Raw genomic sequence first — 23,676 nt, 5'->3', positions numbered from 1 at the left:
GACGACTGCGTGCATCCACAGGAATCTTCATCGAGGAAAGCAGGCGATCGACTGTGTCGAGCCAGGTGACGGGCGTCGGTACTTCGAGCGAGGGCGAGTTCGGCGCGAACGAGTGGCTCGTAGACGAGCTCTACGAACAGTTCACGGTCGACAAGCACTCCGTAGACAAGGCCTGGTGGCCGATCCTGGAGGCGTACCACCCGGTCGTCGACGGATCCGCCGAGGCCGCGGCCCCGCCGTCGGAGCCGAAGCCGGTGACCGCGCCGATTCCGGTGGTCGGTCAGGCGCCGGTGGCACGCACGACCGCGAAGCCCGCGGCGCCGCAGCCGATCCCGGCGCAGGCCCCCAGCCCGATGCCCTCGGCCGGTTCCGAGAGCACCGAAGAAGACCGCGTCACTGTTCTCAAGGGCATGCCGAAGGCGCTCGCGAGCAACATGGACGACTCGCTCACGGTGCCCACCGCGACGAGCGTGCGGACGATCCCGGCCAAGCTGATGATCGACAACCGCATCGTCATCAACAACCACATGTCGCGCACCCGCGGCGGCAAGGTCAGCTTCACGCACCTCATCGGGTGGGCGCTCATCCAGGCGCTCAAGGAGTTCCCGAGCCAGAACGTCTTCTACGCCGAGATCGACGGCAAGCCGTCGGTCGTCGCCCCCGCGCACGTCAACCTCGGCATCGCGATCGACATGCCCAAGCCCGACGGCACGCGCGCGCTGCTGGTCCCCAGCATCAAGCGCGCCGACACGCTGTCGTTCAGCGAGTTCCTCGCGTCGTACGAAGATCTCGTCCGCCGCGCGCGATCGAACAAGCTCACGCCCGCCGACTTCCAGGGCACGACGATCTCGCTCACCAACCCCGGCGGCATCGGCACCGTCCACTCGGTCCCCCGCCTCATGCGCGGCCAGGGCGCCATCATCGGCGCCGGCGCGCTCGAGTACCCCGCGGAGTTCCAGGGCGCGAGCGAGAAGACGCTCAACGAACTGGCGATCGGCAAGACGATCACGCTCACCAGCACGTACGACCACCGCGTCATCCAAGGTGCGGGCTCGGGCGAGTTCCTCAAGAAGGTGCACGAGCTGCTCATCGGCCAGCGCGGCTTCTACGACGCCATCTTCGCGGCGCTGCGCATCCCGTACGCGCCGATCCACTGGGCGGCCGACATCAGCGTCGACCTGTCCGAGCGCATCGACAAGAGCGCCCGCGTGCAGGAGCTCATCAACTCCTACCGCGTCCGCGGCCACCTCATGGCCGACATCGACCCGCTCGAGTACGTCCAGCGCACGCACCCCGACCTCGAGATCGAGTCGCACGGTCTGACGTTCTGGGACCTCGACCGCGAGTTCGTCACCGGCGGTCTCGGCGCCAAGCGCGTCGCCAAGCTCCGCGACATCCTCGGCGTCCTGCGCGACTCCTACTGCCGCACCATGGGCGTGGAGTACATGCACATCCAGGACCCCGCGCAGCGCCAGTGGTTCCAGAGCAACATCGAGGTCAAGTACACCAAGCCCGGCCACGACGAGCAGCTGCGCATCCTCTCCAAGCTGAACCAGGCCGAGGCTTTCGAGACGTTCCTGCAGACGAAGTACGTCGGCCAGAAGCGCTTCAGCCTCGAGGGCGGCGAGTCGCTGATCCCGCTGCTCGACCAGATCCTGCAGGGCGCCGCCTCCGCGGGTATGGACGGTGCCGCGATCGGGATGGCCCACCGCGGTCGCCTCAACGTGCTGACCAACATCGCCGGAAAGACCTACGGTCAGGTGTTCCGCGAGTTCGAGGGCGCCGTGGCCGTGGGCAGCAAGCGCGGCTCGGGCGACGTGAAGTACCACCTCGGCACCGAAGGCACGTTCGTCGGCGACTCGGGCGACGAACTGCCGGTCTACCTCGCCGCCAACCCCTCGCACCTCGAGACCGTCGACGGCGTGCTCGAAGGCATCGTCCGCGCCAAGCAGGACCGCAAGCCCATCGGGACGTTCTCGTGGCTGCCGATCCTCGTGCACGGCGACGCGGCCTTCGCCGGCCAGGGCGTCGTCGTCGAGACGCTGCAGATGTCGCAGCTGCGCGGCTACCGCACCGGCGGAACGATCCACGTCGTGGTGAACAATCAGGTCGGCTTCACGACCACGCCCACCGACGCCCGCACCTCGGTGTACGCCACCGACGTCGCCAAGACCATCCAGGCTCCGATCCTGCACGTCAACGGCGACGACCCCGAGGCCGTCGTGCGCGCCGCGGATCTCGCATTCCTCTACCGCGAGGAATTCCACCGCGACATCGTGATCGACCTCGTCTGCTACCGCCGCCGCGGGCACAACGAGGGCGACGACCCCTCGATGACGCAGCCGCTGATGACCAACCTCATCGAGGCCAAGCGCTCCGTGCGCCGCCTGTACACCGAGTCGCTCGTCGGCCGCGGTGACATCACCGAGGACGAGTACGAGCAGGCCAAACGCGACTTCCAAAGTCGCCTCGAAGTCGCTTTCGCCGACACGCACGCCGCCGAGACCGGGTCCACCCCCGTCGTCCCGACCGATGCGTCCGACGAGATCGTCGTCGGGGCCCCCGAGACCACGGGTGTCTCCCGCGAGGTCGTGAACCACATCGGCGACGCGTTCGTGAACAAGCCCGACGGCTTCACGGTGCACAACAAGCTGCAGCAGCTGCTCGAGAAGCGCCTGGACATGAGCCGCAACGGCGGGATCGACTGGGCCTTCGGCGAGCTGCTCGCCTTCGGTTCGGTGCTGATGGAGGGCACCCCGGTGCGCCTGGCCGGTCAGGACTCGCGTCGCGGCACGTTCGTGCAGCGTCACGCGGTGCTGCACGACCGCTCCAACGGCCAGGAGTGGCTGCCGCTGGCCAACCTCAGCGAGAACCAGGGCCGTTTCTGGGTCTATGACTCGCTGCTGAGCGAATACGCCGCCATGGCGTTCGAGTACGGCTACTCGGTCGAGCGCGCGGACGCCCTCGTGCTCTGGGAGGCGCAGTTCGGCGACTTCGCCAACGGCGCGCAGTCCGTCATCGACGAGTTCATCTCGTCGGCCGACCAGAAGTGGGCGCAGCAGTCGAGCGTCGTCCTGCTGCTCCCCCACGGCTACGAGGGACAGGGCCCCGACCACTCGTCGGCGCGCATCGAGCGCTACCTGCAGATGTGCGCGCAGGACAACATGATCGTGGCGCGCCCCTCGACCCCCGCGTCGTACTTCCACCTGCTGCGCCGCCAGGCCTACCAGCGTCCGCGCCGGCCCCTGGTCGTCTTCACCCCGAAGGCGATGCTGCGGTTGCGCGGTGCGACCAGCCCCGTCGAGGACTTCCTCGAGGGCCGGTTCGAGCCGGTGCTCGACGACGACCGCGGCATCGACCGTGGCGCGGTGACGCGCGTGCTGCTGCACGCTGGCAAGATCCACTGGGATCTCCGCGCCGAGCTCGACAAGAACCCGAACCCCGAGATCGCTCTCGTGCGTCTCGAGCAGTACTACCCGGCACCGATCGACGACCTGAACACCGTGCTCGCGCAGTACCCGAACGCCGAGCTGGTCTGGGTGCAGGACGAGCCCGAGAACCAGGGCGCGTGGCCGTTCGTCGCTCTCGAGGTCGCCGACCAGCTGCGCGGCCGTGGCATCCGGGTCATCTCCCGCGCCTCGGCGGCATCGACGGCGACGGGTTCGCCGAAGGTGCACGCCAACGAGCACGCCGAGATCATGAAGGCGGCGCTCACGAGCTGAGCGCACCGACGACGAGGGGGCCCGGTCATCGACCGGGCCCCCTCGTCGTCGTCGAGTTCAGGATGCCGGGGCGGCGAGGCCGAGCGTCGGGGCCAGCGCCGGGATCGCGAACGCGAGGCTCCCGTCGAGCGCCTCGCCGGTGTGTCCCGCTCCCTCGACGATGTGGGTCAGCACGGTGAAACCCGCCGCCTGGGCCACCTGGGAGTTCGCGAGCTGACCGGGACCGTACGTGGTGTCGAGACTGCCCCACGTGAAGATCGCGGTGTGACCGGCGTAGGTGCCCGCCGGTGCGGAACTCATGATCACCGACGGCTTGTTCGCCTGGAACGCGGCGGCGTCGCCGTTGTAGACGTCCGCCACCGTCTGGTCGACGTGCTCGGAACCGGGGAACTCGTTTCCCATGACGTCGAGCATCTGCCCCCAGACATGGGGGTACTTCGCGCCGTACATGACTGCGCAGGAGCCGCCGTTGGAGAAACCGCCGATCGTCCAGTACCGGTGGTCCTTGACGATGTTGAGGTTCTGTTCGGCCCACTGCGGCACGAGCTGGTTGATGTACGTGGCGACGGCGCCGAACTTCGCGGAGTCGACGCAGGCCGGGTCGCGGTCGGGCGCGGTGAGCTGGTCCACCACGATCGCGATCGGAGCGAGACCCTTGTTCGTCGACGCGAAGGCGTCGAGGGCCTTCGCCAGCGCGGTGGGGTCCGGCGAGCCGGGCTGTCCCATCATGAACACCAGAAGGGGCAACGCCGGGGGGTTCGCGACCTGAGCGGCAGGGGGAAGATACAGCGACGCGTCGCGTGCGGCGTACTGTCCCGTGGGGATCTTGGTGCTGCCGGTCAGGGCGCTCACCGTTCCCTTCGCGGGCATATCGGCCGGGGGCTCCCAGGCCTGGTAGAGGGCCGCGGGGTCTCCCGCGGCGGCATTCTGCTGTGGGAGGGAGGCCGGATCGAGGGCCTGCACACCGAGGATGGCGGCGAGGTTGTGCGTCACTCCGTAGGAGGCGTTGACCCCCAGCGCCGCGGCCAACAGCGAGGCGAGGACCGTGACGGAACCGACGATCCGCCGCCCCCAGGGTCGGCGGCAGATCCCCACGACGCCCACCGCCGCGGCGGCGACGCCTCCGGCTGCCCAGAGGCCCGCGCCGGACGGCAACGGCCCTTGGAAGACGCCGAAGTGCTCGAGGACCCGAGCCACGCCGTACATGACGACTCCGGTCCCGAGGCCGATCATGAGGGTGCGCACGAGACGGCGCGGAGGCCACACGATGACCGCCACCGCGCCGAGGGCGGCGATCACGGCGCACACGATGAGCAGCGGCGAATCGATGAGTTCGAATGACAGCACGAATCGGATCACCGACGGCCTCCCCACGCGGTCCGGGCCAGAGCGACGATCTCACGACGGGACGCATCCGGCAGATAGGCGCGACCGACGGCGGCGCCGATGGCGGGCAGGTGCAGCGGATCGCGGTACGCCAGCGTGAGCTCGCGGTAGCGCGGGCGGAACTTGCCCTTGAAACGGAACAGCGAAGCGAACCCGTACGCGGGTTCGAGAACCTCGGCCAGCCAGCGCAGCAGCGCGCGCAACGGCGCGGGGTCGCCGTCCATGGGCGCATCCGGCGCCTCGGCCAGCGGAGCCCCCGACAGACTCAGGACCGCCGCGCCCTCCTCCTGCAGCTGCAGGGCGGCCTTGGCGATGAGGAACTCCATCATCCCGTTGGGGCCGTCGGCGCGTCGGCGCATGAAGTCGAGCGTCCATCCGGTCACCGCGCCGTCGGTCCAGGACGGCATCCAGCTCGTGACGGCCTCGATGCGACCGTCGGGCCCGACCGCCAGGAGCAGCCGCACATCGCGGTCGCGCAGCTCGTCGAGGGAGCCCAACGTGAAGCCCATCTCGGGGAGCGCCCGATCGGCGACCCATTCCTCGTCGATCGCGATGATCTGAGAGGCCTGCGAGACGGTGAGCTCGTGCCAGCGCGTCCAGACCGCGGTGTAGCCCTCGCGCTCGGCGCGGGTGAGCGGCTGACGCACCTTCTGCCACGCCTTGCCCGCGAACGTCAGACCGGGCAGATCCATGACGGTCTCGACGCCGACCGGCACATGGCGCCAACCGAGGCCCTCGAGGTCGGCGGCGGTGTCCGCGTGAACGCTGTAGAAGGCCGGGATCCACCCGTGCTCGACGCAGAATTCCGAGAACGTGCGCAGCACTTCCGGCCGGCGAGCCGCCGGCGCGACCGGATCGGCGACGGCGAGCGCGACGTCGCCCACGAGGCGATAGGCCACCGCGCACTCGCGGTCCTCGGAATACCAGTGCCGGTTGCCGGACCAAGTGCCGAGGAAACCCAGGGTGTCGCTCCCCCGCCGCAGCAGTTCGCGGTACCGGAGGGTGTCGCCGGGATCAGGACGCTGTACCCGCCGATAGAGCCAGAGGATCGCGCCGATCGCGATGGCCCAGAACAGCACGCCCACCCACTGATACGCGAAGAGCGCCGGACCGTGGTGGGGGAACGTGCCGGAGCCCGCCGGGTTCGTGTACGCCGGCGGAAGGAAGCGCCGCAGGGTGAGCAGGACGAGGTCGGGGATCGACGGGTCCCGGTCGAAGGCGCGGCGCCCCAGCGACTCGATGATGAAGAACGCCGTCGCGCAGGCGAGGAACGCGACGCCGATCACCCCGGCGACCGTGCGGGCGGCGCGCCGGGTGGCCCGCACCGGGAAGCGTCCGCGGGCGACGAGCAGCACGACGGCGAGCGTCAACGGGATGGCCACCGTCGCCAGCGCCCACAGGACGTACTCGGCGCCGCTGCCGTCCACCCACGGGTCGATGCGCAAGCGGCCGTCCACGAGCGACACGACGGGGATGACCGCGGATGCCGTGAGCGCGAGCACCGCCAGGATGAGCGCCGCACGGCGGCCGAGCCGCAGCCCCCACGCGGCCACCAGCATCAGGACGAGCGGCGTCACGGCCAACAGGGCAGGACCGAGCCCGCGCGTCATCAGCAGCGCCAGCTGCTCGTCGCACACCGCGGACGAGACCCGGCCGCAGCGCGCGAGGAGCTCGTCGTCGTACTGGGTGTAGGCGTCGACCACGAGGGACAGGGGCCCACGACCGCCGCCGCTCACGAGGGCGACGAGAGGGCCGCTCCCCACGACCTCAACGAGGAGCGCGAGCAGGGTGCGCGTCTCGCGCGTGGAGCTGCGGTGCCACGCGCGCCGCTCCCGCCCACGCGCGAGGATCTCGCCCACGCCCAGACCGATCACCGCAGCGGTCACGCGGTACCACGAGTCGGCGTCGCCGGCGTAGAGGGCGAACAGCGCGAGGGTCGCGAACCCCACGAGCCGGAGGCGGCGACGCCACAGCGTGGGCGCGAAGGCGGACGCGGCCATGACCACCCCGGCGATCGGGGTGGTGGGATCGAGGACCGGCACTTCGGCGGCCACCACGGGGCGCAGGTCGGTCACCGCCCACGCGGCGGCGTGGAAGCCGATCCCCGTCAGCAGCCCGCCCACGCCGAGGACCCCGAGGAGCACGGCCGTGCGTCGCGACCCGAGCAAGCGTTCGGCGTACGCGAGCGCCGTCAGCGCGAGCGCCACCGACACGACGGCGTCGATCGGCGAGTCCGGGATCACGAGCGCGGTGATCACCGTCCACCAGCGACCGACGGTGAAGGTCGCGAGGGGCCCGGCCCCCCAGACCGACGCGTCCTGTCCCCATAGCGTGCCCGTCAGGGCGGCCGTGGACAGCACCACGACGACGAACGCGGACGAGACCGGATGCAGCGCGAGGTACCGTCGGACGGCCCGAACGAATGCGGCCCCGCGTTCGCGGGTACGCCGACCGCGCGCCGGGGCGGCGGGGTCGGGCGGAGCGTCGGACATCGGCGGGATGCTACTTGGCGACTCTGTGGGCAGCACTCAGTACCAGATGTCCAGGAGGGGCGTGGCGGCAGGAGCGAACGCGCCGTCGATCTCGCCGAGTCGGGCGGGCTCCCCCGCGACCAGTCCGGCCGAGGCCAGTTCGGTGGCGCGCACGCCCCCGAGCAGCAGCGAGGCGAGCGCCCCGACCGGCATCCGCACGTCGGGCTCGGCGTCGGTGGGTTCCACGACCGCGGCCCCGCCGGCGTCGATGCGCACGGCCCACGCGCCGTGTGCGAAGCCGAGGGGGTCGTCGATCCCGAAGACCATGTCGAGCGCGCCCGAGTAGTCACGGGATGCCAGAGCCCGCGGCACGTCGAGCACCCTGAGCCAGTGGTGGTCGGTGAGGGTGGCCGTGACCGCCCGGCGGTCGGAGATCATCCACTGCACTGGCGGGGCCGGCGGCTGCAGATCGGCCTTCACGCGGGCGACGAGGTCGTGTTCGAGGGCGAATCGCCACAGCGCAGCGAGCGCCTCGTCGCCGTCGGCGAACAGCGCGCGCACCTGCAGGTCGTGGGCGGTGTAGTCCTCGCGCTCGTCGAGCGTGTACACCAGGATGCCCCGCTCGACGCCGTCGAGGTCGCGGTACGCCACGGCGCGGATCTTCTTGGCATCCTTCGACTCGGGCGTCAGCCCGGCGACACCGCGCCAACGGCCCTCCCACCCGGGGACCGCGCCCGGTCGGCGCACGCGGATGCGCTCGTGCACCGCGGCCAGCCGCTCGGGCAGGCTCTCGGGTGCGACGAAGTCCAGACGCCCCGGTGCGACCGGACCCGTCCAGCGGGCGCGGCTGGTGTCCACGACGACGTCCGATGCCCAGGCGGCGGGAGAGAAGCCCCACCGCCCGTAGATCGTGGCCTCGGTCACGGTGAGACCCGCCAGGGCGTACCCCGCGGCGGCGGCCGTGCGCAGTTCGCCGGTGAGCATCGCCCGTGCGATCCCGCGGCGGCGGTGCGTGGGCGCGACCGTGACCGCGCTGATCGACCAGAGCGGGAGCGTGCGGCCCGGCGAGACGGTGAGCTCGCTCGCCCACGAATCCACGGTGGCGACGGGAGCCTCGGGAACGGCGCCCGCGCGGTCGAACACTCCCGTGAGTCGACGATCGCGCAACGACTTCCGCGCGCTCTCGACCTCTTCGGCGGTCGGCTCCTCGCCGAGGAATCCCCGCGACACCGACCTCAGGAACGGTGCGAAGGCGTCTCCGTCGGGGTCGACAAGGGCGTACTCGAGGCCGGATTCGGCCAATGCGTTCGAGGAGGCGGTGTCCAGCGGAAGGGTCGAGGTCTGCGTCGGAGCCATGCTCCCAGCCTAGAGACGACCGGGGACACTCCGCCCGAGGGTCTCAGTGGGTCGCTTGGATGGAACGCAGGCGCGACAGCACCTGGTCGCGCAACTCGTCCGGCGCGGTCTCCTTGCACGCCCGCGCCACGACCTCGGTGAGGGTCCGGGCCACGAGCGCTTCGTCCTGGCATCCGGGGCAGTTCTCGAGGTGCTCGCGGATGTCGTTGTGCTCGGTCTTGCAGACCTCGTTCCGGAGGTACTCCTCCAGATCGCGTCGGGCCTTGTCGCAGCCGCAGTCGCTCATTTCTTCACTCCCGTCGCGGCCTGGATGCCGCGCTCCTTCGCATAATCCGACAGCAGGTCGCGCAGCAGCCGCCTGCCGCGGTGCAGACGGCTCATGACCGTGCCGATCGGAGTCTTCATGATGTCGGCGATCTCCTGGTAGGCGAAGCCCTCGACGTCGGCGAGGTACACCGCCATCCGGAAATCCTCGGGGATCGACTGCAGGGCGTCCTTGACGACGGACGCGGGCATGTGGTCGATCGCTTCGGCCTCGGCCGAGCGGGCGCTCGTGGCCGTGGTGGACTCGGCCCCGCCGAGTTGCCAGTCCTCGAGGTCGTCGATGGCGCTCTGATAGGGCTCGCGCTGCTTCTTGCGGTACGTGTTGATGTACGTGTTCGTGAGGATGCGGTACAGCCACGCCTTGAGGTTGGTGCCCTGGGTGAACGTCGACCACGAACCGAAGGCCTTGACGAAGGTCTCCTGCACGAGGTCGGCCGCGTCGGCCGGGTTGCGCGTCATGCGCATCGCCGCCGCATAGAGCTGATCCATGAAGGGCAGCGCCTGCTCTTCGAACTGCGCGCGAGGCTCCGTCGCATCTGCCGTGTCGTCCATCAGGCGCAAGTCTACGTCGGGCGTTCCCGACGCCCACTGCAGCGCCGGACGCTGGAGAAGTGCGGTCATGTGTCGTCCCCCTTTCAGTAGGGTAGGAACCGATGAGCGACCACGGGTATTCCCCCCTTTCCCCGACCGCCGCGCCGCGCGGAGAATGGGCCGCGCCCGTCGCCGACACGGCGGTGGATGCCACGGTGACCGTCCCCGGCTCGAAGTCGCTGACCAACCGCGAGCTCGTGTTGGCGGCGCTCGCCGACGGCCCGGGTGTCCTGCACGCGCCCCTGCACTCCGACGACTCCGCCCGCATGATCGACGCGCTGCGTGTCCTGGGCGTGGGGATCGAAGAGATCGACGAGGGTTCGCCCTTCGGGCCCGACCTGCGCGTGACGCCTCCCGCCGCCTTCACCGGCGGCACGACCGTGGATTGCGGTCAGGCCGGCACCGTCATGCGCTTCGTGACGCCCGTCGCCGGACTCTCCCGCGGCGACGTGCATCTCACGGCCCACGAGAGCGCCCTGCACCGCCCGATGGGCGCGATGATCTCGGCCCTGCGCGAGGTCGGCGTCGACATCGACGACGGGGGCAACTGGACCCTGCCCTTCACCGTCCGCGGGCACGGACAGGTGCGCGGCGGCGAGGTCGAGATCGACGCGAGCCAGTCGAGCCAGTTCGTGTCGGGGCTGCTTCTGGCCGCGCCGCGCTTCGACGTCGGCCTGCACCTCCGGCACGTGGGCTCGCGCCTGCCGAGCCTGCCGCACATCGACATGACCATCGAAGCGCTCGCCCACCGCGGCGTCCACGTCGAGCGTCCGTCCACGGGCGAGTGGATCGTCCCCGCGGGCCCCGTGCGCGCGAAGGACATCGCGATCGAGCCCGACCTCTCCAACGCCGCCCCGTTCCTCGCGGCGGCGATGGTCGCCGGCGGCTCCGTCGCGATCACCGGATGGCCGGCGCACAGCACGCAGCCCGGTGCGCTCCTCCCCGAGATCCTCGGCGAGATGGGCGCCCACGTCAGCCGGCGCGGCGGCACCCTCACCGTCACGGCCGGCGACCGCATCGTCGGCGCCGAGCTCGACCTGGCCGCCGCGGGTGAGCTGGCGCCCACGATCTTCGGGCTCGCCGCGTTCGCCGACGGCCCCACGACCCTGCACGGGATCGGGCACATCCGCGGCCACGAGACCGACCGCATCGCCGCCCTCGTGGGCAACCTGCGCAGCCTCGGGGGCGAGGCGCACGAGCTCGAGGACGGCATCCGCATCGTCCCCGCTCCTCTCCACGGCGGCGGGTGGAGGGCGCACCACGACCACCGGATGGCCACGACGGGCGCCCTCATCGGCTTGCGCACCCCGGGCGTCGTGATCGATGACATCGGCACCACGGCGAAGACCCTGCCGCAGTTCGCCGCCCTCTGGCACGCGATGCTGGGCACCGATGTCTCGGGCTGACGCGTGAGCTGGCTCGACGACGCCGCCGACGACGACGAACCGGAATTCGACGAGTCGTCGGTCCGGGTCCGCCCGAATCCCAAGGGGAACCGGCCGCGCACGAAGCGCCGACCGGCGCACGCCGACGCCCGCATCGCCCGGGTCCTGGCCGTCGATCGCGGCCGGTACACGGTGCTGATCGACGAGGACGGCCCCGACGAGCGCCGTGTGCTCGTCACGCGGGCCCGCGAGCTCCGCAAGCAGGCCATCGTCAACGGCGACCGCGCCCGCGTGGTCGGCGATCTCTCGGGCACCGAGGGGACGCTCGGCCGCATCATCGGGATCGAGGAGCGCACGTCGCTGCTCCGCCGCAGCGCCGACGACACCGATCAGGTCGAGCGCGTCATCGTGGCCAACGCCGACCAGATGCTCGTCGTCGTCGCCGCCGCCGACCCCGAGCCGCGCGAACGCCTCGTCGACCGGTACCTCGTCGCTGCCCTGGATGCCGGCATCCGTCCGTTGCTCGTGGTGACCAAGACCGACCTGGCCGACCCGAGCGAGTTCCTCGCGCACTTCGACGGCGTCGACCTCCGCGTGTTCACCAGCGGGCAGGACGCCATGCCGCTCGAGCGCATCGGCGAGGCCCTCGTCGGGCACTCGACGGTGTTCGTCGGGCACTCCGGCGTCGGCAAGTCCACGCTCGTGAACGCGCTGACGGGCTCGGTGCGCGCGACGGGTCACGTCAACGAGGTGACGGGGCGAGGGCGCCACACCTCGTCGTCGACGGTCTCGCTGCGCTACCGCGGCCCGGCCGGGTCGGGGTGGGTCATCGACACCCCGGGCGTGCGCTCGTTCGGCCTGGGGCACGTCAACCCCGCGAACGTCCTCGCCGCCTTCACCGACCTCGCCGAAGTGGCCGAGGAGTGCCCGCGCGGCTGCACGCACCTGCCCGACGCCCCCGACTGCGCGATCATCGAGGCCGTGGCATCCGGTCGCCTGGGTCCGGGAGCGGCGGCACGACTGGACTCGCTGCAACGGCTGCTCACGACGTTCCAGTCCATCGAGCGTTCTAGGCTGGAGGGGTGACGATTCTCGAAGCCGGCCAGGCCGCTCCCGATTTCACCCTGCTCGACCAGGACGAGCACCCCGTCTCGCTGAGCGACTTCCGCGGTCGCCGCGTGATCGTGTACTTCTACCCCGCGGCGCAGACACCCGGGTGCACGACGCAGGCGTGCGACTTCCGCGACAGCCTCGCGTCGCTGCAGGGCGCGGGGTACACCGTGCTCGGCGTCTCTCGCGACACCCCCGAGAAGCTGCGCTCCTTCCGCGACAGCGACGGACTCACCTTCCCGCTGCTGAGCGACCCCGACCACGCGGTGCACGAGGCGTACGGTGCGTGGGGCGAGAAGCAGAACTACGGCAAGACCATCACCGGCGTGCTCCGTTCCACCTTCGTCGTCGACGAAGAGGGCCGCATCGTCGAGGCGCAGTACAACGTCAAGGCCACCGGCCACGTCGCACGCCTGCGCAAGGCCCTGGGCCTGGCCACCGCCTGACCCACCGGTCTCCCCCTCGCCCTTCGACGCTCCACGTCAGAGCCCGCCCGCGGACACGACTCGACGCCGCGCGGCGGAGCACGCCCGCAGACACGACGAAGGAGATCCGAACCCGGAAGACGGCTGCGGCCCGTGATGACGCGGCGGCCGAACGACGCGGGACACGGTTCTCCTTCGTTGTGCCCGCGCGACCGCGCCCACGCGCACGCGCGGGACGGTGGATGGACCGCGGCACGGCGAATGGATCCGGGGTCGACCGGGGGGGCGGCGACGCCGTGCGTCAGGTGTCGTCGCGTCGTCGCGGGGCCGCGGCTCGTACGGCGAGCACGAGCAGGACGAGGCCCACGACGGCCGGCGCGGCGATGAGCAGCGCGGCCGTGGCGGACGCCCACTCCCCCGTCACGGCGCCGATCGCGACCGACAGGATCAGCAGCTGCGTCACGATGCCGCCGGAGCGCCCGGCCGAGACGTCGCGCGCTGTCGCGACGGCGAACGCCCCGATCGCAGCCGCGCCGATGACGGTGAGCACGATGAGCGCGAGCGAGCTGACGACCGAATCGGTGTCTCCGCCCACGAGCGCGACCACCTGCCACCCGGCGAGGGCCAGGATGCCGACCGCCTCGAGTCCGAGCACGAGAGCTGCCAGAAGACGAACCGGCATCACCGCATCCTTCCCGACGAGTGTTTCCCCGGCGTTGCAACCTGGAAACCTGCCGGTTACCTCTTGATCGGCCGGAAGCGCTGTGGGAGCATGGGAAAAGCCGTGTGCTCCCACAGCGACGTGGGGCGAGCGATCGCTCGCGTTCCCACCAGGGTACCGGACCCGAACCCCGGTGCCCGCCGATGAAAAATCTTCCGCAACAAGGAGCACCCCTATGGATTGGCGCGACAAAGCAGCCTGCCTGACCGTCGACCCCGAGCTGTTCTTCCCCGTGGGCAACACCGGACCCGCGGTCGACCAGATCGAGAAGGCCAAGTCGGTCTGCGCGCGCTGCACCGTCACCGAGGTCTGCCTGCAGTACGCCCTCGAGTCCGGCCAGGACTCGGGCGTGTGGGGCGGCCTCTCCGAGGACGAGCGCCGAGCCCTCAAGCGTCGCGCCGCGCGCGCCCGCCGCGCGTCCTGACGACGGTCTCGGCAGAGACGAAACCCACCCCTCGGGGTGGGTTTCGTCGTTTCCGGCGGGTCACAGAATCAGTGATGCGCACAACCTCAGCGGGTTCCTCCCCCGCCCTCGGAGGTTGCGCGCATCGCTGAGCGTGCGACCCCGCGGCGGTCAGCCCGCCGAGCGGTCGATGTAGCGCAGCGGGATCTCGATCGTGACCTCGGTGCCGTTGCCCATCAGGGTGTGCCAGTCGATCGTGCCGCCGAGTTCGCCCTGGATCAGCGTCCGCACGATCTGCGTGCCGAGGCCCCGGCCGACCTGCCCCTCGGGGAGACCGACACCGGTGTCGCGTACGCGCACCTCGAGCATCTCGTCGCCGCGCTCGGCCGAGATCTCGACGTCGCCCTCCTGGCCGGCCAGTCCGTGCTCGACGGCGTTCGTGACGAGTTCGGTCAGCGCCAGAGCGAGGGGGGTGGCGTACTCGCTGGGCAGCGTTCCGAACCGGCCGGTGCTGCGTGTGCGGGCACGGGTGTTCGGGGCCGCCGCCACCTCGGCGACGAGCTTCAGCACGCGCGCGAACACGTCGTCGAAGTCGACGTTCTGCGCCAGCCCCTCGGACAGGGTGTCGTGGACCACCGCGATCGCCGAGACGCGCCGCATGGCCTGGGTCAAGGCATCCCGGGCTTCGTCGGAGTGCGTGCGCCGCGCCTGGATGCGCAAGAGGGATGCCACGGTCTGGAGGTTGTTCTTGACGCGGTGATGGATCTCGCGGATCGTCGCGTCCTTGGTGATGAGCTCCTGCTCCTGGTGGCGGATCTCGGTGACGTCGCGGCTGAGCACGATCGCGCCGATCCGCGTCCCCCGGTCGCGGAGCGGGATCGTCCGCAGCGACACCTGGACGCCCCGCGCCTCGATGTCGGCGCGCCACGGCGCCCGACCGGTGACCACGATGGGGAGCGACTCGTCGACGTCCTGGCGCTTGGCGGGGAGGATGCGCTCGGTGACCTCGGCGAGGGACTCCCCCTCGAGCTCGTCGTCGAAGCCCATGCGATTGAACGCCGAGAGCGCGTTGGGGCTCGCGAACGTGGTGATCCCGTCGACGTCGAGGCGGATCAGGCCGTCGGAGGCACGGGGCGCACCGCGCCGCGGCGAGGTGGGGGCCTTCAGATCGGGGAACTCCGCCGACGAGATCATGCCGAACAGGTCGTCGGCGCAGTCGTTGAAGGTGATCTGCTGGCGTGAGGGGGTGCGGGTCTCGCCGAGGTTGGTGTGGCGGGTCAGCACGCCCACGGTCGCCACGGCGTGCCCTTCGCGGGAGAGCTCGCGCACGATGGGCACCGCGCGCACGCGCGTCGGGGTCTCTTCGAACCAGTCGGGGGATGCCGAGTCGACGATGCGTCCGCTCTGGAACGCCTCGCGCACCTGCGTCCGCCACTGGGGGCGCACGCGGTCGCCGACGATGTCGCGGTAGAACAGCGTCGCCGCTCCCCCGGGCCGGGTGTGCGCGACGGCGACGAACGAGTCGTCGGGGGTGGGAACCCAGATCACAATGTCGGCGAAAGCGAGGTCGGCCAGCAGCTGCCCGTCACCGGCGAGCCGGTGCAGCCACTCGACATCGGCCTCGCTGGAGCGGCCCTGGGCGTAGACGAGTTCGCTGAGTGTCGACACCCCTCCACACTAGAGGCCCGCATCCCACGGGAATGCCGCTGCCCCGGGTGCACGCACCCGGGGCAGCGGCGGAGGGGGTCAGGCCTGCGTCACGCCCACCGTGTAGGTGGCCTGCGACGAGCCGTACGCGACCGCGCCGGTGGTGACCCCGAAGGAGCGCACCAGAACGATGGCGTTGGCCGTCCCTCCGACGGTCGGCACGGTGGCGAACGTCGGAGAGACGTATCCGTCCGCGTCGGGGTCGAACTCGAGCACGTCGGTGTCGGTGAGGCTCACCGTCACGACGGAGCCGTCGGCCAGCGGCATGCCGTCCCGTGCCACGTCGATCGACAGCGGGAACGAGTCACCCACCTCGACGTCGGAGATGTCGTACGCGCTCGCCGTGATCTGACCGGAAGCGGAGGCCGCGGGAGCGGCGACCGCGACCGCCACGACCGGGACGCTCCAGGCGAGGGCGGTGGTGAATGACCGCCGTGAGACGCCGTCGGCGGGAGTGGACTTGTTCATGATCAGGTGTTCCGTTCCTGGGTGAAGGCGATACCGGTGACGACGCTCACCGCGTCGCCGTGTAGGAGAGCGCGACGGTGTTGGCACCCGACGCGCCGGCGATCTCGACGGTCGCCGCGCCCGCCGGGAGCGAGGTCAGCGCCGTCTTGAAGATCGCCTCGGCCGAGGCCCCCGGGGCGAGGGACGAGAGCGTCTTCGTGCCGTACGCGCTCTTCACCCGCACGGTGACCGTCTCGGGCGAGGTGTTCTTCACGGTGACCGTGAGGCGCGCTTTGCCCCCGACGACGGCGGCCGTCGCGGTGCCGTCGATGGTGAGGGCGGTCGCCTTCGCCACGACCGTGAGCGCGGGGAGGGTGACCGTCGTCGCCCGGGAAGCCGCGGCGGTGATCGTCACGGTGCCGACGCCCGAGGCCGTCACCGACGGAGCGGCGGCCAGACCGAGAGCGTCCGAGGTGACCCGCACGCTCGTCTTGCCACCGGCGAACGTGGCCGGCCCCGAGACGGTGAAGGTCACCGAGACGCCCGACATCGCGTGCCCGGACCCATCGGCGACCGAGACGCCACCCGGCGCTGCGGTGTCGCCCACGACGACGGTCCGCGCCGTCCCGCGCGCGGTCAGCACCGGCGCATCGGTCGAGCCCACCGACGCCAGCGACGCCGAGGCGACGGCGGAGACGTTGCCGGCCTTGTCGGTGGCACGCGCCTGAACGGTGTGTCCCCGGGAATCGAGGGTCAGGGCGGCGGAGTACGCCGTCCAGACGCCGCCGTCCACCCGGTACTCGGTCGAGGCGACACCCGAACCGGCATCCGTCGCCGAGACCGTCACGGTGCGACCGCTCACGGAAAGTGCGACCTGAGGCGCGTCCCGGTCGACCGCCACGGAGACGGGGATGCGCACGACGCTGCCGCTGGGCTGTGCCCGCACGATGATCTGGCTGGCGGCGACCGCGTCGGCGGGCACCGTCAGGGCGAGGTTCGCCGCGCCGCCCGACACCGTCACGGGTGCGAACGTGGCGGAGCTCCCGACCCACTCGACCGTCGCCGTGGTGTTGACGGGGCTACCGGTGGAGGTGAGGTCCAGACCCGACACCGCGAGCGAGAGCGAGGACGTAGCCGTGACGGGGGCCGACGGGATGCCGGTCACCTGGGCCGAGCGCCGAGCGAAGTCGGGAGCGAGCCCGGGGTTCGCCTTCACGTAGTCGATCCACGCGTCGCGGTCGATGAGGCCGGAGTCCTTCGTTCCGGTTCCCTGAGTGAAGATCCGGAAGTTGTCGCCGCCCTGCACGAGGAAGCTGAACGACCCGATGCGGTACGAGGCGGTGGGGTCGATCGGCGCGCCGTCGACCGAGATCGAAGTGACCCGGTCGCCGGCCGCGCGGGAGGCGTCGAAGGTGTATGCGACGTTCTTCGACAGACCGAGCTTCAGGAAGGGCCGAGAGGGCACCGTCCCGTCCGGGTTGGTCTGCCACTGCTGCTCGAGCAGGGTCTTGAACTGCGCGCCGGTCAGCGAGGTCGTCCACAGGTTGTTCACGAACGGGAGCACCGCGTTGGCTTCGGCGTAGGTGACCACGCCGTCGGGAGCGTACGCCAGGTCGGCGCGCAGGCCGCCCGGGTTCACCACACCGATCTGCGCGCCGCCCCGCTCGGCCGTACCGAGGCTGGCCACGAGCGAGTCGGCCACGAGGTTGCCGAGCGTCGACTCCTTCGAACGGTCGTCGCGGGAGCCGCCACCGTACACACCGTTGGTGTAGGCGCCACCGGCGAACGCGGTCGTGATGTCCTTCGACACCGACCCGACGGGCTGGTTGCCGATCTGCGCGGCCGCGGCCAGGGCGGCATCCGTGATGCTCTTGACCTGGGCGACCCGCGGGTAGGTCGACACGAGCGTGTTCGTGGCCACCTTGGTGCGGGCGACGTTGGCACCCGTGTAGGAGAGCACGTCGCCGGTCGTGTCGGACACCGTCAGGACGACGTTGCCGATGTTCTCGCCGTAGTTCCCGGTCTGGATGACCGGGCGCGTGCGACCTTCGACTCCGGGGACCGGAGCGTCCCACGCGTACGTCTTGTGCGTGTGCCCGGTGAAGATCGCGTCGACCTTCGCCGAGGTCTCGGTGACGATCTCGGCGAACGGACCGCCCGCGGCGATCTCCTGCTGCAGGGTCGCCCCGTCGGGGGTGCCGGCGCCGGCGCCCTCGTGGTAGGCGGCGACGATGACGTCCGCTTCCCCGTTGGCGGGGTCGCCGTCGGTCAGCTGGGCCGCGACGCGGTTGGTGGCCTCGACGGGGTCGCCGAAGTCGAGTTCACTGATGCCGCCGGGCGAGACGAGCGCCGGGGTCTCCTGCGTGACCGTGCCGATGACGCCGACCCGCAGACCCGACACCGTGCTGATCGCGTACTCGGGCAGCGCCGGGGTGGTCGTCCCCTTGCGGTACACGTTGGCACCGAGGTAGGCGAACTTCGCGTTGGGGCCCGTGCCGACCACGCGGTCGACGAGGTCGGCGAAGCCGCGGTCCAACTCGTGGTTGCCGATGGCGGAGGCCTTCAGGTCGAGCGCGTTGAGCACGTCGATCGTCGGCTGGTCGTCCTGAGAGGCCGACGCGAACGGCGAGGCGCCGATGTTGTCGCCGCTGGAGAGGAAGAGGGTGTTGGCCTCTCCGTACTGGGCGCGCAGCTGCTCGACGGTGCCGGCGAACTGCGGGGTGTTGGCGTCGATGCGCCCGTGGAAGTCGTTGATGTCGACCAGGTTCACCGTCGCGGTGGGGGTGAGGTCGACGCCGACGATGACGGGGTCGTGGTCGCTGGAGCGGAACGCGGAGGTGTCGTAGAAGTTCGTCGCGTTGTAGTTGTAGCGGCTGTACTCCAGAGCGATCGACTCACCCGAGTTGATGTTCCAGATGTCGGCGCCGCGGACGCGCGAGTCGGCCGACGCCGACGCGAAGACGTGGTCGAGCGATCCGCTCTGTCCGCTGAACGAGTAGGAGTACTTGCCCGACTTCGACCCCTGGTCGATGTAGCCGGCGGTGGTGAGGACAGCGATCGGGTCTTCCTTCGAGTAGGCGTTGAAGTCGCCCATCAGGAACACCTTGTCGGTGCCCCACTCGCTCTTCAGACCGTCCGCGAAGGACACCAGGTCACCGGCCTGCGCGACGCGCGAGGCGTTCGAGGCGCCCTGACCGTCGCCCTTGTCGGCGTTCTCGCCACTCCCCGACCCCTTCGACTTGAAGTGGTTGACGATCGCGATGAACTCCGAGTCGTCGCCCTTTCCGACGAGGCCGAACTTCTGCGCGAGCGGGCGGCGAGCGTTGTCGAAGGCCGAACCCGTGGTGAGGATGCGCGAGTCGCCCTCGGTCCGCACCGCCGCTTTCTTGTAGATGAAGGCGGTCCGGATGACGTCCTCCGTCGCCGGCAGGGCAGACGGGGATGCCACGAAGGCCCACACGTCGCTGCCGGCCGCGGTGTTCAGTGCCGCGGTGAGGGTGCTGAGCGCGGTGTCGCGGTTCTTGCCGAAGGCGGCGGAGTTCTCGATCTCCTCGAGGCTCACGACGTCGGCGCCGAGGGCGGTGATCGCCGTGACGATCTTGTCCTGCTGGCGCTGCAGGTTCGTGGCGTTCGCGGCGCCGCGGGCGTCGCAGCCCGTGTTGACGGTGATCGGGTTACCGGCGCGGTCGTTGTAGAAGGAGCAGCCGGAGAGAGTGTCACCCGTGGTGGTGAAGTAGTTCAGGACGTTGAAGGTCGCGACCTTGATATCGCCGCCCACCGCAGCGGGAGCCTCGGCACGCACGCGGGAGAAAGCCGCCGGAGACACCGAGGCGTCGTTGTCGGCGGTCAGCTGCGTGGTCGGCTGGAACTTCCAGGCGTTGTTGCGGTAGTCGAGCACCACCGGTCGCGTGAACGTCGCCGCAGCGCCGACCGAGACGGTGGTCTTGCTCAGGTACGGCAGCGGGATCGCCTTGTTGGCGGTGCTGCCCAGGAAGTTGATCGTCGCGCCGTCATCGAGCGTGACCGCGCGCGCGGCGTTGTCGGCCACCGCGGCGGTGTAGTCCGCCGTTCCGGGGCGAGCGATCTCGGTGGGCGTGATGAGCGGCTTCGTGCCGGTGGCCAGGCCGATCTCGCCGTACTGATTGGTCGAGTACGTGTTGCTGACGGTGTAGTCGCCCTGCGGAGCGACGAGCATGCCCTCGAGCGCCTCGCGCTGCGACGCTTCACGGGGGACGGCGACGGTGGCGGGGGTGACGCTGCCGGTGCCGACCTTGCTCAGACCGCCCGCGGCGACCGACAGCTGGGTGAGGCCGAAGTACTCCGCGACGGTTCCGGTGACCTGCACGAGGTCGCCGACGGCGACCTGGGACACGGTCGACGGCGAATAGATGAACAGGCCGTCGGAGGCGGTGTGGGTGGCGAGGTCGACCGCGCCGCCCGTCCCCTCGGTCTGGACGTAGTACCCGGCGAAACCGCCGGTGGGGTACGCCGCCGTGACGACACCGCGCGTGGTGACGCTCTGCCCGGTCAGGGGCGAGGAATCACCGGTGCCCTGGATGGTCGCGATCGGGGTGACGGATGCCGCGGGCGTCGACGGTGACGGGCTCGGCGATGCGCTGGGCGACGCAGAGGGGGATGCGGACGGAGAAGCGGACGGCGACGGCGACGGCGAGGGCGTCGTCGATGCGGAGTTCTGCGGCGTGATCGCGCTGGGCTGGGTGAAGTCGGCGCCGTTGTCATCGGTGTCGGCGAACCCGGTGCGAGCGAGCGAGTTCGGCACGCTGTTCGCGCCGGTCACGGTGGCCACGCTGCCCTCGAACGTGTTCGAGGCGCCGTAACCGAGGAGGTCGGCGATCGCGGTCTGGTTCGTGACGCTGCCGGTGGGAGCGGTGACCGCGCTCGTGGTCTTGGCGAGGATGAGCGTGCCGGTCGTACCCGACGGCGTGATCTTGCCCGCGAGGTCGAGGTCGGGAGTGGGCAGCGCCGCTCCGGTGGACCCGTTGCCGTTGAGCTGGACGAGGAAGTACGCGTGCGCCTTGATCGTGCCGCTGAGCGCGCCCACCCCGTTGGATGCGCCGGTGCCGGTGGCCGAACGGTACTGCAATGACCAGCTGGACAGGTCGACGTCGACCCCACCCGGGTTGTATAGCTCGACGAACTTCTTCGCGTACGGCGCGTTCGCGCTGCCGCCCTTGAGGTAGGCCTCGTTGATGACGACGCCCGAGCCTCCGGTGTCGGCCTGAGCGGGTGCGATCGCCGCGAGGGGGATGAGCGCCCCGACGATCGCGGCGGCGAGGGCGCTGGACAGCGCCGACATGGACAACGGGCGCGCAGACATGGCGATCTCCTAGATAGGCGTGGGGAACCACGTGCGACCGTAGGGATCGATGATCACCGGCGGGGGATCGCGAGGTTAGCGGTTCACGAACGCGGCGCTTCACGACGGTGTCTCCGGGCGCGGGAGTCGCGTGGCGACGGGCGCGGCGTCGGGTGAACATCTGCGGGTGAAGGAGTCGGATCGGGCACTCGGGGGACATAATGATCGCGTGTCCGAGGCCCCCTCACCTCCCGACCGGTTCGCGACCCCCGAGTCCGTGGCCCGGGTGCTGGGGATCGACGTCGCGACGGTGCTGTCGCTCGTGACGGAGGGCCGGATCCGCGGGGTGTGGATCGGCGACCCCGAGACCTGCCGCGTCGAGCTCGACAGCGTGGAGGGCTACCTCGACGATCAAGCCGAGAACGCCCGCAGAACGGCGCTCTGGCTGCAGTCGCAGACCGCGAGCTTCCCCGAGCTGTGGGGCCACGGCGACGTGCGCCATCCCGACTGATCAGCGGTCCTCTTTCACCCGTGGATCACGCCGGTCGGCGGGGTCGGTGACGCTCGCCGACACCCACGGGCTCCCCTACGGTCGGGGCCACTGATCCCACCGGTAGCCCTGAGACGGAAGCCCCCCATGCCCGTTCCCCTCCCCCGCGGCCCGGCGCGCACCTCGGCCGCCGTTCGCTCCGAGTCGTCCTTCGCCCCGCAGCGCACCTCGTCCGAGCACCTGCCCTCCGCCGAGGTCTTCACCCGCAACGTCGTCCGCGGCGTGCTCGAGGTGTTCGCGGGGGTGCGCGAAGCGGAGCAGCTGGCGCGGTGGACGACCGAGGAGGTCTACCGCGCCATCGTGGTGCGCGCGGGGCTCGCGGCCCGCGCGCGCAGCGCGCGACGCATGCCGACCCCGCGCGACGTGCACCAGATCCGGTCGGTGCACCTCTTCTCGCCGTCCGACGGGGTCGTCGAAGCGACCGTCATCGCCTCCGCCCGCACCCGTACACGCGCGATCGCTCTGCGCGTGGAAGGCCTGGACGGACGCTGGCGCGTGACCGCGCTGGCGCTGCTCTGACCCCGGCTCAGGGCCGCCAAGAGGCCAAGAAGTTGCCCAGGCGCTCGATGGCATCCGAGATCACGCGCGCCTCGGGGAGCGTCACGATGCGCACGTGGTCGGTCGCGGGCCAGTTGAAGCCCGATCCCTGCACGAGCAGCACGTGCTCGGCGATCAGGAAGTCGTGGACGAACTTGGCGTCGTCGGGGATCTCGTACACGTCGGGATCGAACCGCGGGAAGGCGTACAGCGCACCGCGCGGCAGCACGCACGACACGCCCGGGATCGCTTCGAGGCCCTGCCACGCGGCATCCCGCTGCTCGTGCAGACGGCCGGTCGGGGCGATGAGTCCGTCGATCGACTGCACGCCGGACAGCGCCGCCTGGACGGCGAACTGCGCGGGCACGTTCGGGCACAGACGGGTGGATGCCAGCAGGTTGATGCCGTGCAGGAACCCCTCGGCGTGGTCCTGGGGACCGGTGATGACGAGCCAGCCCGAACGGTAGCCCGCGACGCGGTAGGTCTTGGACAGGCCGTTGAAGGTCAGGCACAGCAGGTCGGGCGCGACGGTGGCCATCGGGATGTGCACGGCGTCGTCGAACACGATGCGGTCGTAGATCTCGTCGGCGAGCACCAGCAGCGAGTGTTCGCGGGCGATCGCGGCGAGCCCCTCGAGAACCTCGCGCGAGTACACCGCGCCGGTGGGGTTGTTCGGGTTGATCACGACGATCGCCTTGGTGCGCGGGGTGACCTTCGAGCGGATGTCCTCGAGATCGGGCTGCCACTCGCGGGTCTCGTCGCACAGGTAGTGCACGGGCGTGCCACCGCCGAGGCTCGTCATCGCCGTCCACAGCGGGTAGTCGGGGGCGGGGATCAGCACCTCGTCGCCTTCGTCGAGGAGCGCCTGCATCGTCATCGTGATCAGTTCGGACACGCCGTTGCCGAGGTACACGTGATCGGGATCGACGTGCGGGAAACCGGGCTCCTGCTCGTACCGCGAGACGACCGCACGGCGGGCGGACAGGATGCCGCGGCTGTCGCTGTAGCCGTGGGCGTGGGGCACCGAGGCGATCATGTCGCGCACGATCTGGTGCGGCGCCTCGAAACCGAAGATCGCCGGGTTGCCGGTGTTGAGCTTGAGGATCGAGTGCCCTTCGGCCTCGAGCCGATCGGCCTCGACGAGGGCCTCCCCACGGATCTCGTAGAGGACGTCCTTCAGCTTCGACGACTGATCGAGGGGGCGCAGCGGGCTCATCGGTTCAG

General features: G+C 70.6%; 17 protein-coding genes. 7 read left to right on the top strand and 10 right to left on the bottom strand.

Annotation, left to right across the window (positions count from 1 at the left end; all coding sequences use genetic code 11):
- Positions 1-53: 53 nt before the first annotated feature.
- Complete coding sequence (locus AC3E6M_RS16045; RefSeq protein WP_138173322.1) at positions 54-3,722, top strand: multifunctional oxoglutarate decarboxylase/oxoglutarate dehydrogenase thiamine pyrophosphate-binding subunit/dihydrolipoyllysine-residue succinyltransferase subunit; 3,669 nt, start codon at positions 54-56, stop codon at positions 3,720-3,722.
- 57 nt (positions 3,723-3,779) lie between these two features.
- Here the strand turns inward: AC3E6M_RS16045 and AC3E6M_RS16040 are convergent, their stop codons facing one another.
- Genes AC3E6M_RS16040 through AC3E6M_RS16020 form a run of 5 tightly spaced genes read right to left on the bottom strand, consistent with a single transcriptional unit; the run spans position 3,780 to position 9,880 of the window.
- Complete coding sequence (locus AC3E6M_RS16040) at positions 3,780-5,081, bottom strand: alpha/beta hydrolase (RefSeq protein ID WP_490530500.1); 1,302 nt, start codon at positions 5,079-5,081, stop codon at positions 3,780-3,782.
- On the bottom strand, positions 5,078-7,600 hold the full coding sequence (locus AC3E6M_RS16035) for a bifunctional lysylphosphatidylglycerol flippase/synthetase MprF (RefSeq protein WP_490530499.1): 2,523 nt from the start codon (positions 7,598-7,600) through the stop codon (positions 5,078-5,080). Before AC3E6M_RS16035 ends, AC3E6M_RS16040 begins: the two co-directional genes overlap by 4 nt.
- A gap of 36 nt (positions 7,601-7,636) precedes the next feature.
- A complete protein-coding gene (locus tag AC3E6M_RS16030) occupies positions 7,637-8,935 on the bottom strand; it encodes a GNAT family N-acetyltransferase (protein ID WP_490530498.1) in 1,299 nt (432 codons plus the stop codon).
- A 43-nt stretch (positions 8,936-8,978) separates the two neighbouring features.
- Positions 8,979-9,221, bottom strand: a complete 243-nt coding sequence (locus tag AC3E6M_RS16025) for a zf-HC2 domain-containing protein (RefSeq protein WP_138173331.1) — start codon at positions 9,219-9,221, stop codon at positions 8,979-8,981.
- Complete coding sequence (locus AC3E6M_RS16020; protein ID WP_138173333.1) at positions 9,218-9,880, bottom strand: sigma-70 family RNA polymerase sigma factor; 663 nt, start codon at positions 9,878-9,880, stop codon at positions 9,218-9,220. Before AC3E6M_RS16020 ends, AC3E6M_RS16025 begins: the two co-directional genes overlap by 4 nt.
- Positions 9,881-9,912: 32 nt before the next feature.
- Between AC3E6M_RS16020 and aroA the strand changes: the two genes are divergently transcribed.
- From aroA to bcp, 3 genes are read left to right on the top strand one after another with little or no spacing between them, the layout of a single operon-like run.
- Complete coding sequence (gene aroA, locus AC3E6M_RS16015) at positions 9,913-11,256, top strand: 3-phosphoshikimate 1-carboxyvinyltransferase (protein WP_490530497.1); 1,344 nt, start codon at positions 9,913-9,915, stop codon at positions 11,254-11,256.
- 3 nt (positions 11,257-11,259) lie between these two features.
- A complete protein-coding gene (gene rsgA, locus AC3E6M_RS16010) occupies positions 11,260-12,321 on the top strand; it encodes a ribosome small subunit-dependent GTPase A (protein WP_490530496.1) in 1,062 nt (353 codons plus the stop codon).
- Positions 12,318-12,791 (top strand): thioredoxin-dependent thiol peroxidase, encoded by a 474-nt coding sequence (gene bcp, locus AC3E6M_RS16005; RefSeq protein ID WP_138173339.1) that lies wholly within the window; start codon positions 12,318-12,320, stop codon positions 12,789-12,791. The genes rsgA and bcp overlap by 4 nt, the downstream gene beginning before the upstream one ends.
- A 280-nt stretch (positions 12,792-13,071) precedes the next feature.
- Here bcp and AC3E6M_RS16000 read toward each other — a convergent pair whose 3' ends face one another.
- The gene (locus AC3E6M_RS16000; RefSeq protein ID WP_138173341.1) at positions 13,072-13,452 is read right to left on the bottom strand and encodes a histidine kinase; all 381 of its coding nucleotides are present in this window, start codon (positions 13,450-13,452) and stop codon (positions 13,072-13,074) included.
- Positions 13,453-13,666: 214 nt separating this feature from the next.
- Here AC3E6M_RS16000 and AC3E6M_RS15995 point away from each other — a divergent pair, with 214 nt between their 5' ends.
- A complete protein-coding gene (locus AC3E6M_RS15995) occupies positions 13,667-13,915 on the top strand; it encodes a WhiB family transcriptional regulator (protein WP_013583608.1) in 249 nt (82 codons plus the stop codon).
- Positions 13,916-14,065: 150 nt separating this feature from the next.
- On the opposite strand, the gene AC3E6M_RS15990 is transcribed toward AC3E6M_RS15995, so the two are convergent.
- From AC3E6M_RS15990 to AC3E6M_RS15980, 3 genes are all read right to left on the bottom strand, one after another.
- Positions 14,066-15,562, bottom strand: coding sequence for a sensor histidine kinase (locus AC3E6M_RS15990; protein WP_138173343.1), 1,497 nt, complete (start codon positions 15,560-15,562; stop codon positions 14,066-14,068).
- A gap of 78 nt (positions 15,563-15,640) precedes the next feature.
- Positions 15,641-16,069, bottom strand: a complete 429-nt coding sequence (locus AC3E6M_RS15985; RefSeq protein ID WP_138173345.1) for a hypothetical protein — start codon at positions 16,067-16,069, stop codon at positions 15,641-15,643.
- Between the two features lie 46 nt (positions 16,070-16,115).
- Positions 16,116-21,386 (bottom strand): ExeM/NucH family extracellular endonuclease, encoded by a 5,271-nt coding sequence (locus AC3E6M_RS15980; protein WP_490530495.1) that lies wholly within the window; start codon positions 21,384-21,386, stop codon positions 16,116-16,118.
- 208 nt (positions 21,387-21,594) lie between these two features.
- On the opposite strand from AC3E6M_RS15980, the gene AC3E6M_RS15975 reads away from it, so the two are divergent.
- Both AC3E6M_RS15975 and AC3E6M_RS15970 read left to right on the top strand, forming a co-directional pair.
- Positions 21,595-21,876, top strand: coding sequence for a MerR family transcriptional regulator (locus tag AC3E6M_RS15975; protein ID WP_138173349.1), 282 nt, complete (start codon positions 21,595-21,597; stop codon positions 21,874-21,876).
- A 126-nt stretch (positions 21,877-22,002) separates the two neighbouring features.
- Entirely contained in the window at positions 22,003-22,434 is a 432-nt protein-coding gene (locus AC3E6M_RS15970; RefSeq protein ID WP_394529704.1) for an Rv3235 family protein, read from the top strand.
- Between the two features lie 7 nt (positions 22,435-22,441).
- On the opposite strand, the gene AC3E6M_RS15965 is transcribed toward AC3E6M_RS15970, so the two are convergent.
- Entirely contained in the window at positions 22,442-23,668 is a 1,227-nt protein-coding gene (locus AC3E6M_RS15965) for a pyridoxal phosphate-dependent aminotransferase (protein ID WP_490530494.1), read from the bottom strand.
- Between the last annotated feature and the right edge of the window lie 8 nt (positions 23,669-23,676).

It is taken from the genome of Microbacterium sp. SCPM-O-B-15248 (M128), from assembly GCF_058214835.1.
This window is presented reverse-complemented; position numbering and strand designations above follow the sequence as displayed.

What these genes read in the sequence shown, in the direction of transcription:
- AC3E6M_RS16035 (WP_490530499.1), bottom strand. Translation starts at nt 7,600, where the DNA reads ATGTCCGACGCTCCGCCCGACCCCGCCGCCCCGGCGCGCGGTCGGCGT.
- AC3E6M_RS16030 (WP_490530498.1), bottom strand. Translation starts at nt 8,935, where the DNA reads ATGGCTCCGACGCAGACCTCGACCCTTCCGCTGGACACCGCCTCCTCG.
- AC3E6M_RS16025 (WP_138173331.1), bottom strand. Translation starts at nt 9,221, where the DNA reads ATGAGCGACTGCGGCTGCGACAAGGCCCGACGCGATCTGGAGGAGTAC.
- AC3E6M_RS16020 (WP_138173333.1), bottom strand. Translation starts at nt 9,880, where the DNA reads ATGACCGCACTTCTCCAGCGTCCGGCGCTGCAGTGGGCGTCGGGAACG.
- aroA (WP_490530497.1), top strand. Translation starts at nt 9,913, where the DNA reads ATGAGCGACCACGGGTATTCCCCCCTTTCCCCGACCGCCGCGCCGCGC.
- AC3E6M_RS16000 (WP_138173341.1), bottom strand. Translation starts at nt 13,452, where the DNA reads ATGCCGGTTCGTCTTCTGGCAGCTCTCGTGCTCGGACTCGAGGCGGTC.
- AC3E6M_RS15995 (WP_013583608.1), top strand. Translation starts at nt 13,667, where the DNA reads ATGGATTGGCGCGACAAAGCAGCCTGCCTGACCGTCGACCCCGAGCTG.
- AC3E6M_RS15985 (WP_138173345.1), bottom strand. Translation starts at nt 16,069, where the DNA reads ATGAACAAGTCCACTCCCGCCGACGGCGTCTCACGGCGGTCATTCACC.
- AC3E6M_RS15980 (WP_490530495.1), bottom strand. Translation starts at nt 21,386, where the DNA reads ATGTCTGCGCGCCCGTTGTCCATGTCGGCGCTGTCCAGCGCCCTCGCC.
- AC3E6M_RS15970 (WP_394529704.1), top strand. Translation starts at nt 22,003, where the DNA reads ATGCCCGTTCCCCTCCCCCGCGGCCCGGCGCGCACCTCGGCCGCCGTT.
- AC3E6M_RS15965 (WP_490530494.1), bottom strand. Translation starts at nt 23,668, where the DNA reads ATGAGCCCGCTGCGCCCCCTCGATCAGTCGTCGAAGCTGAAGGACGTC.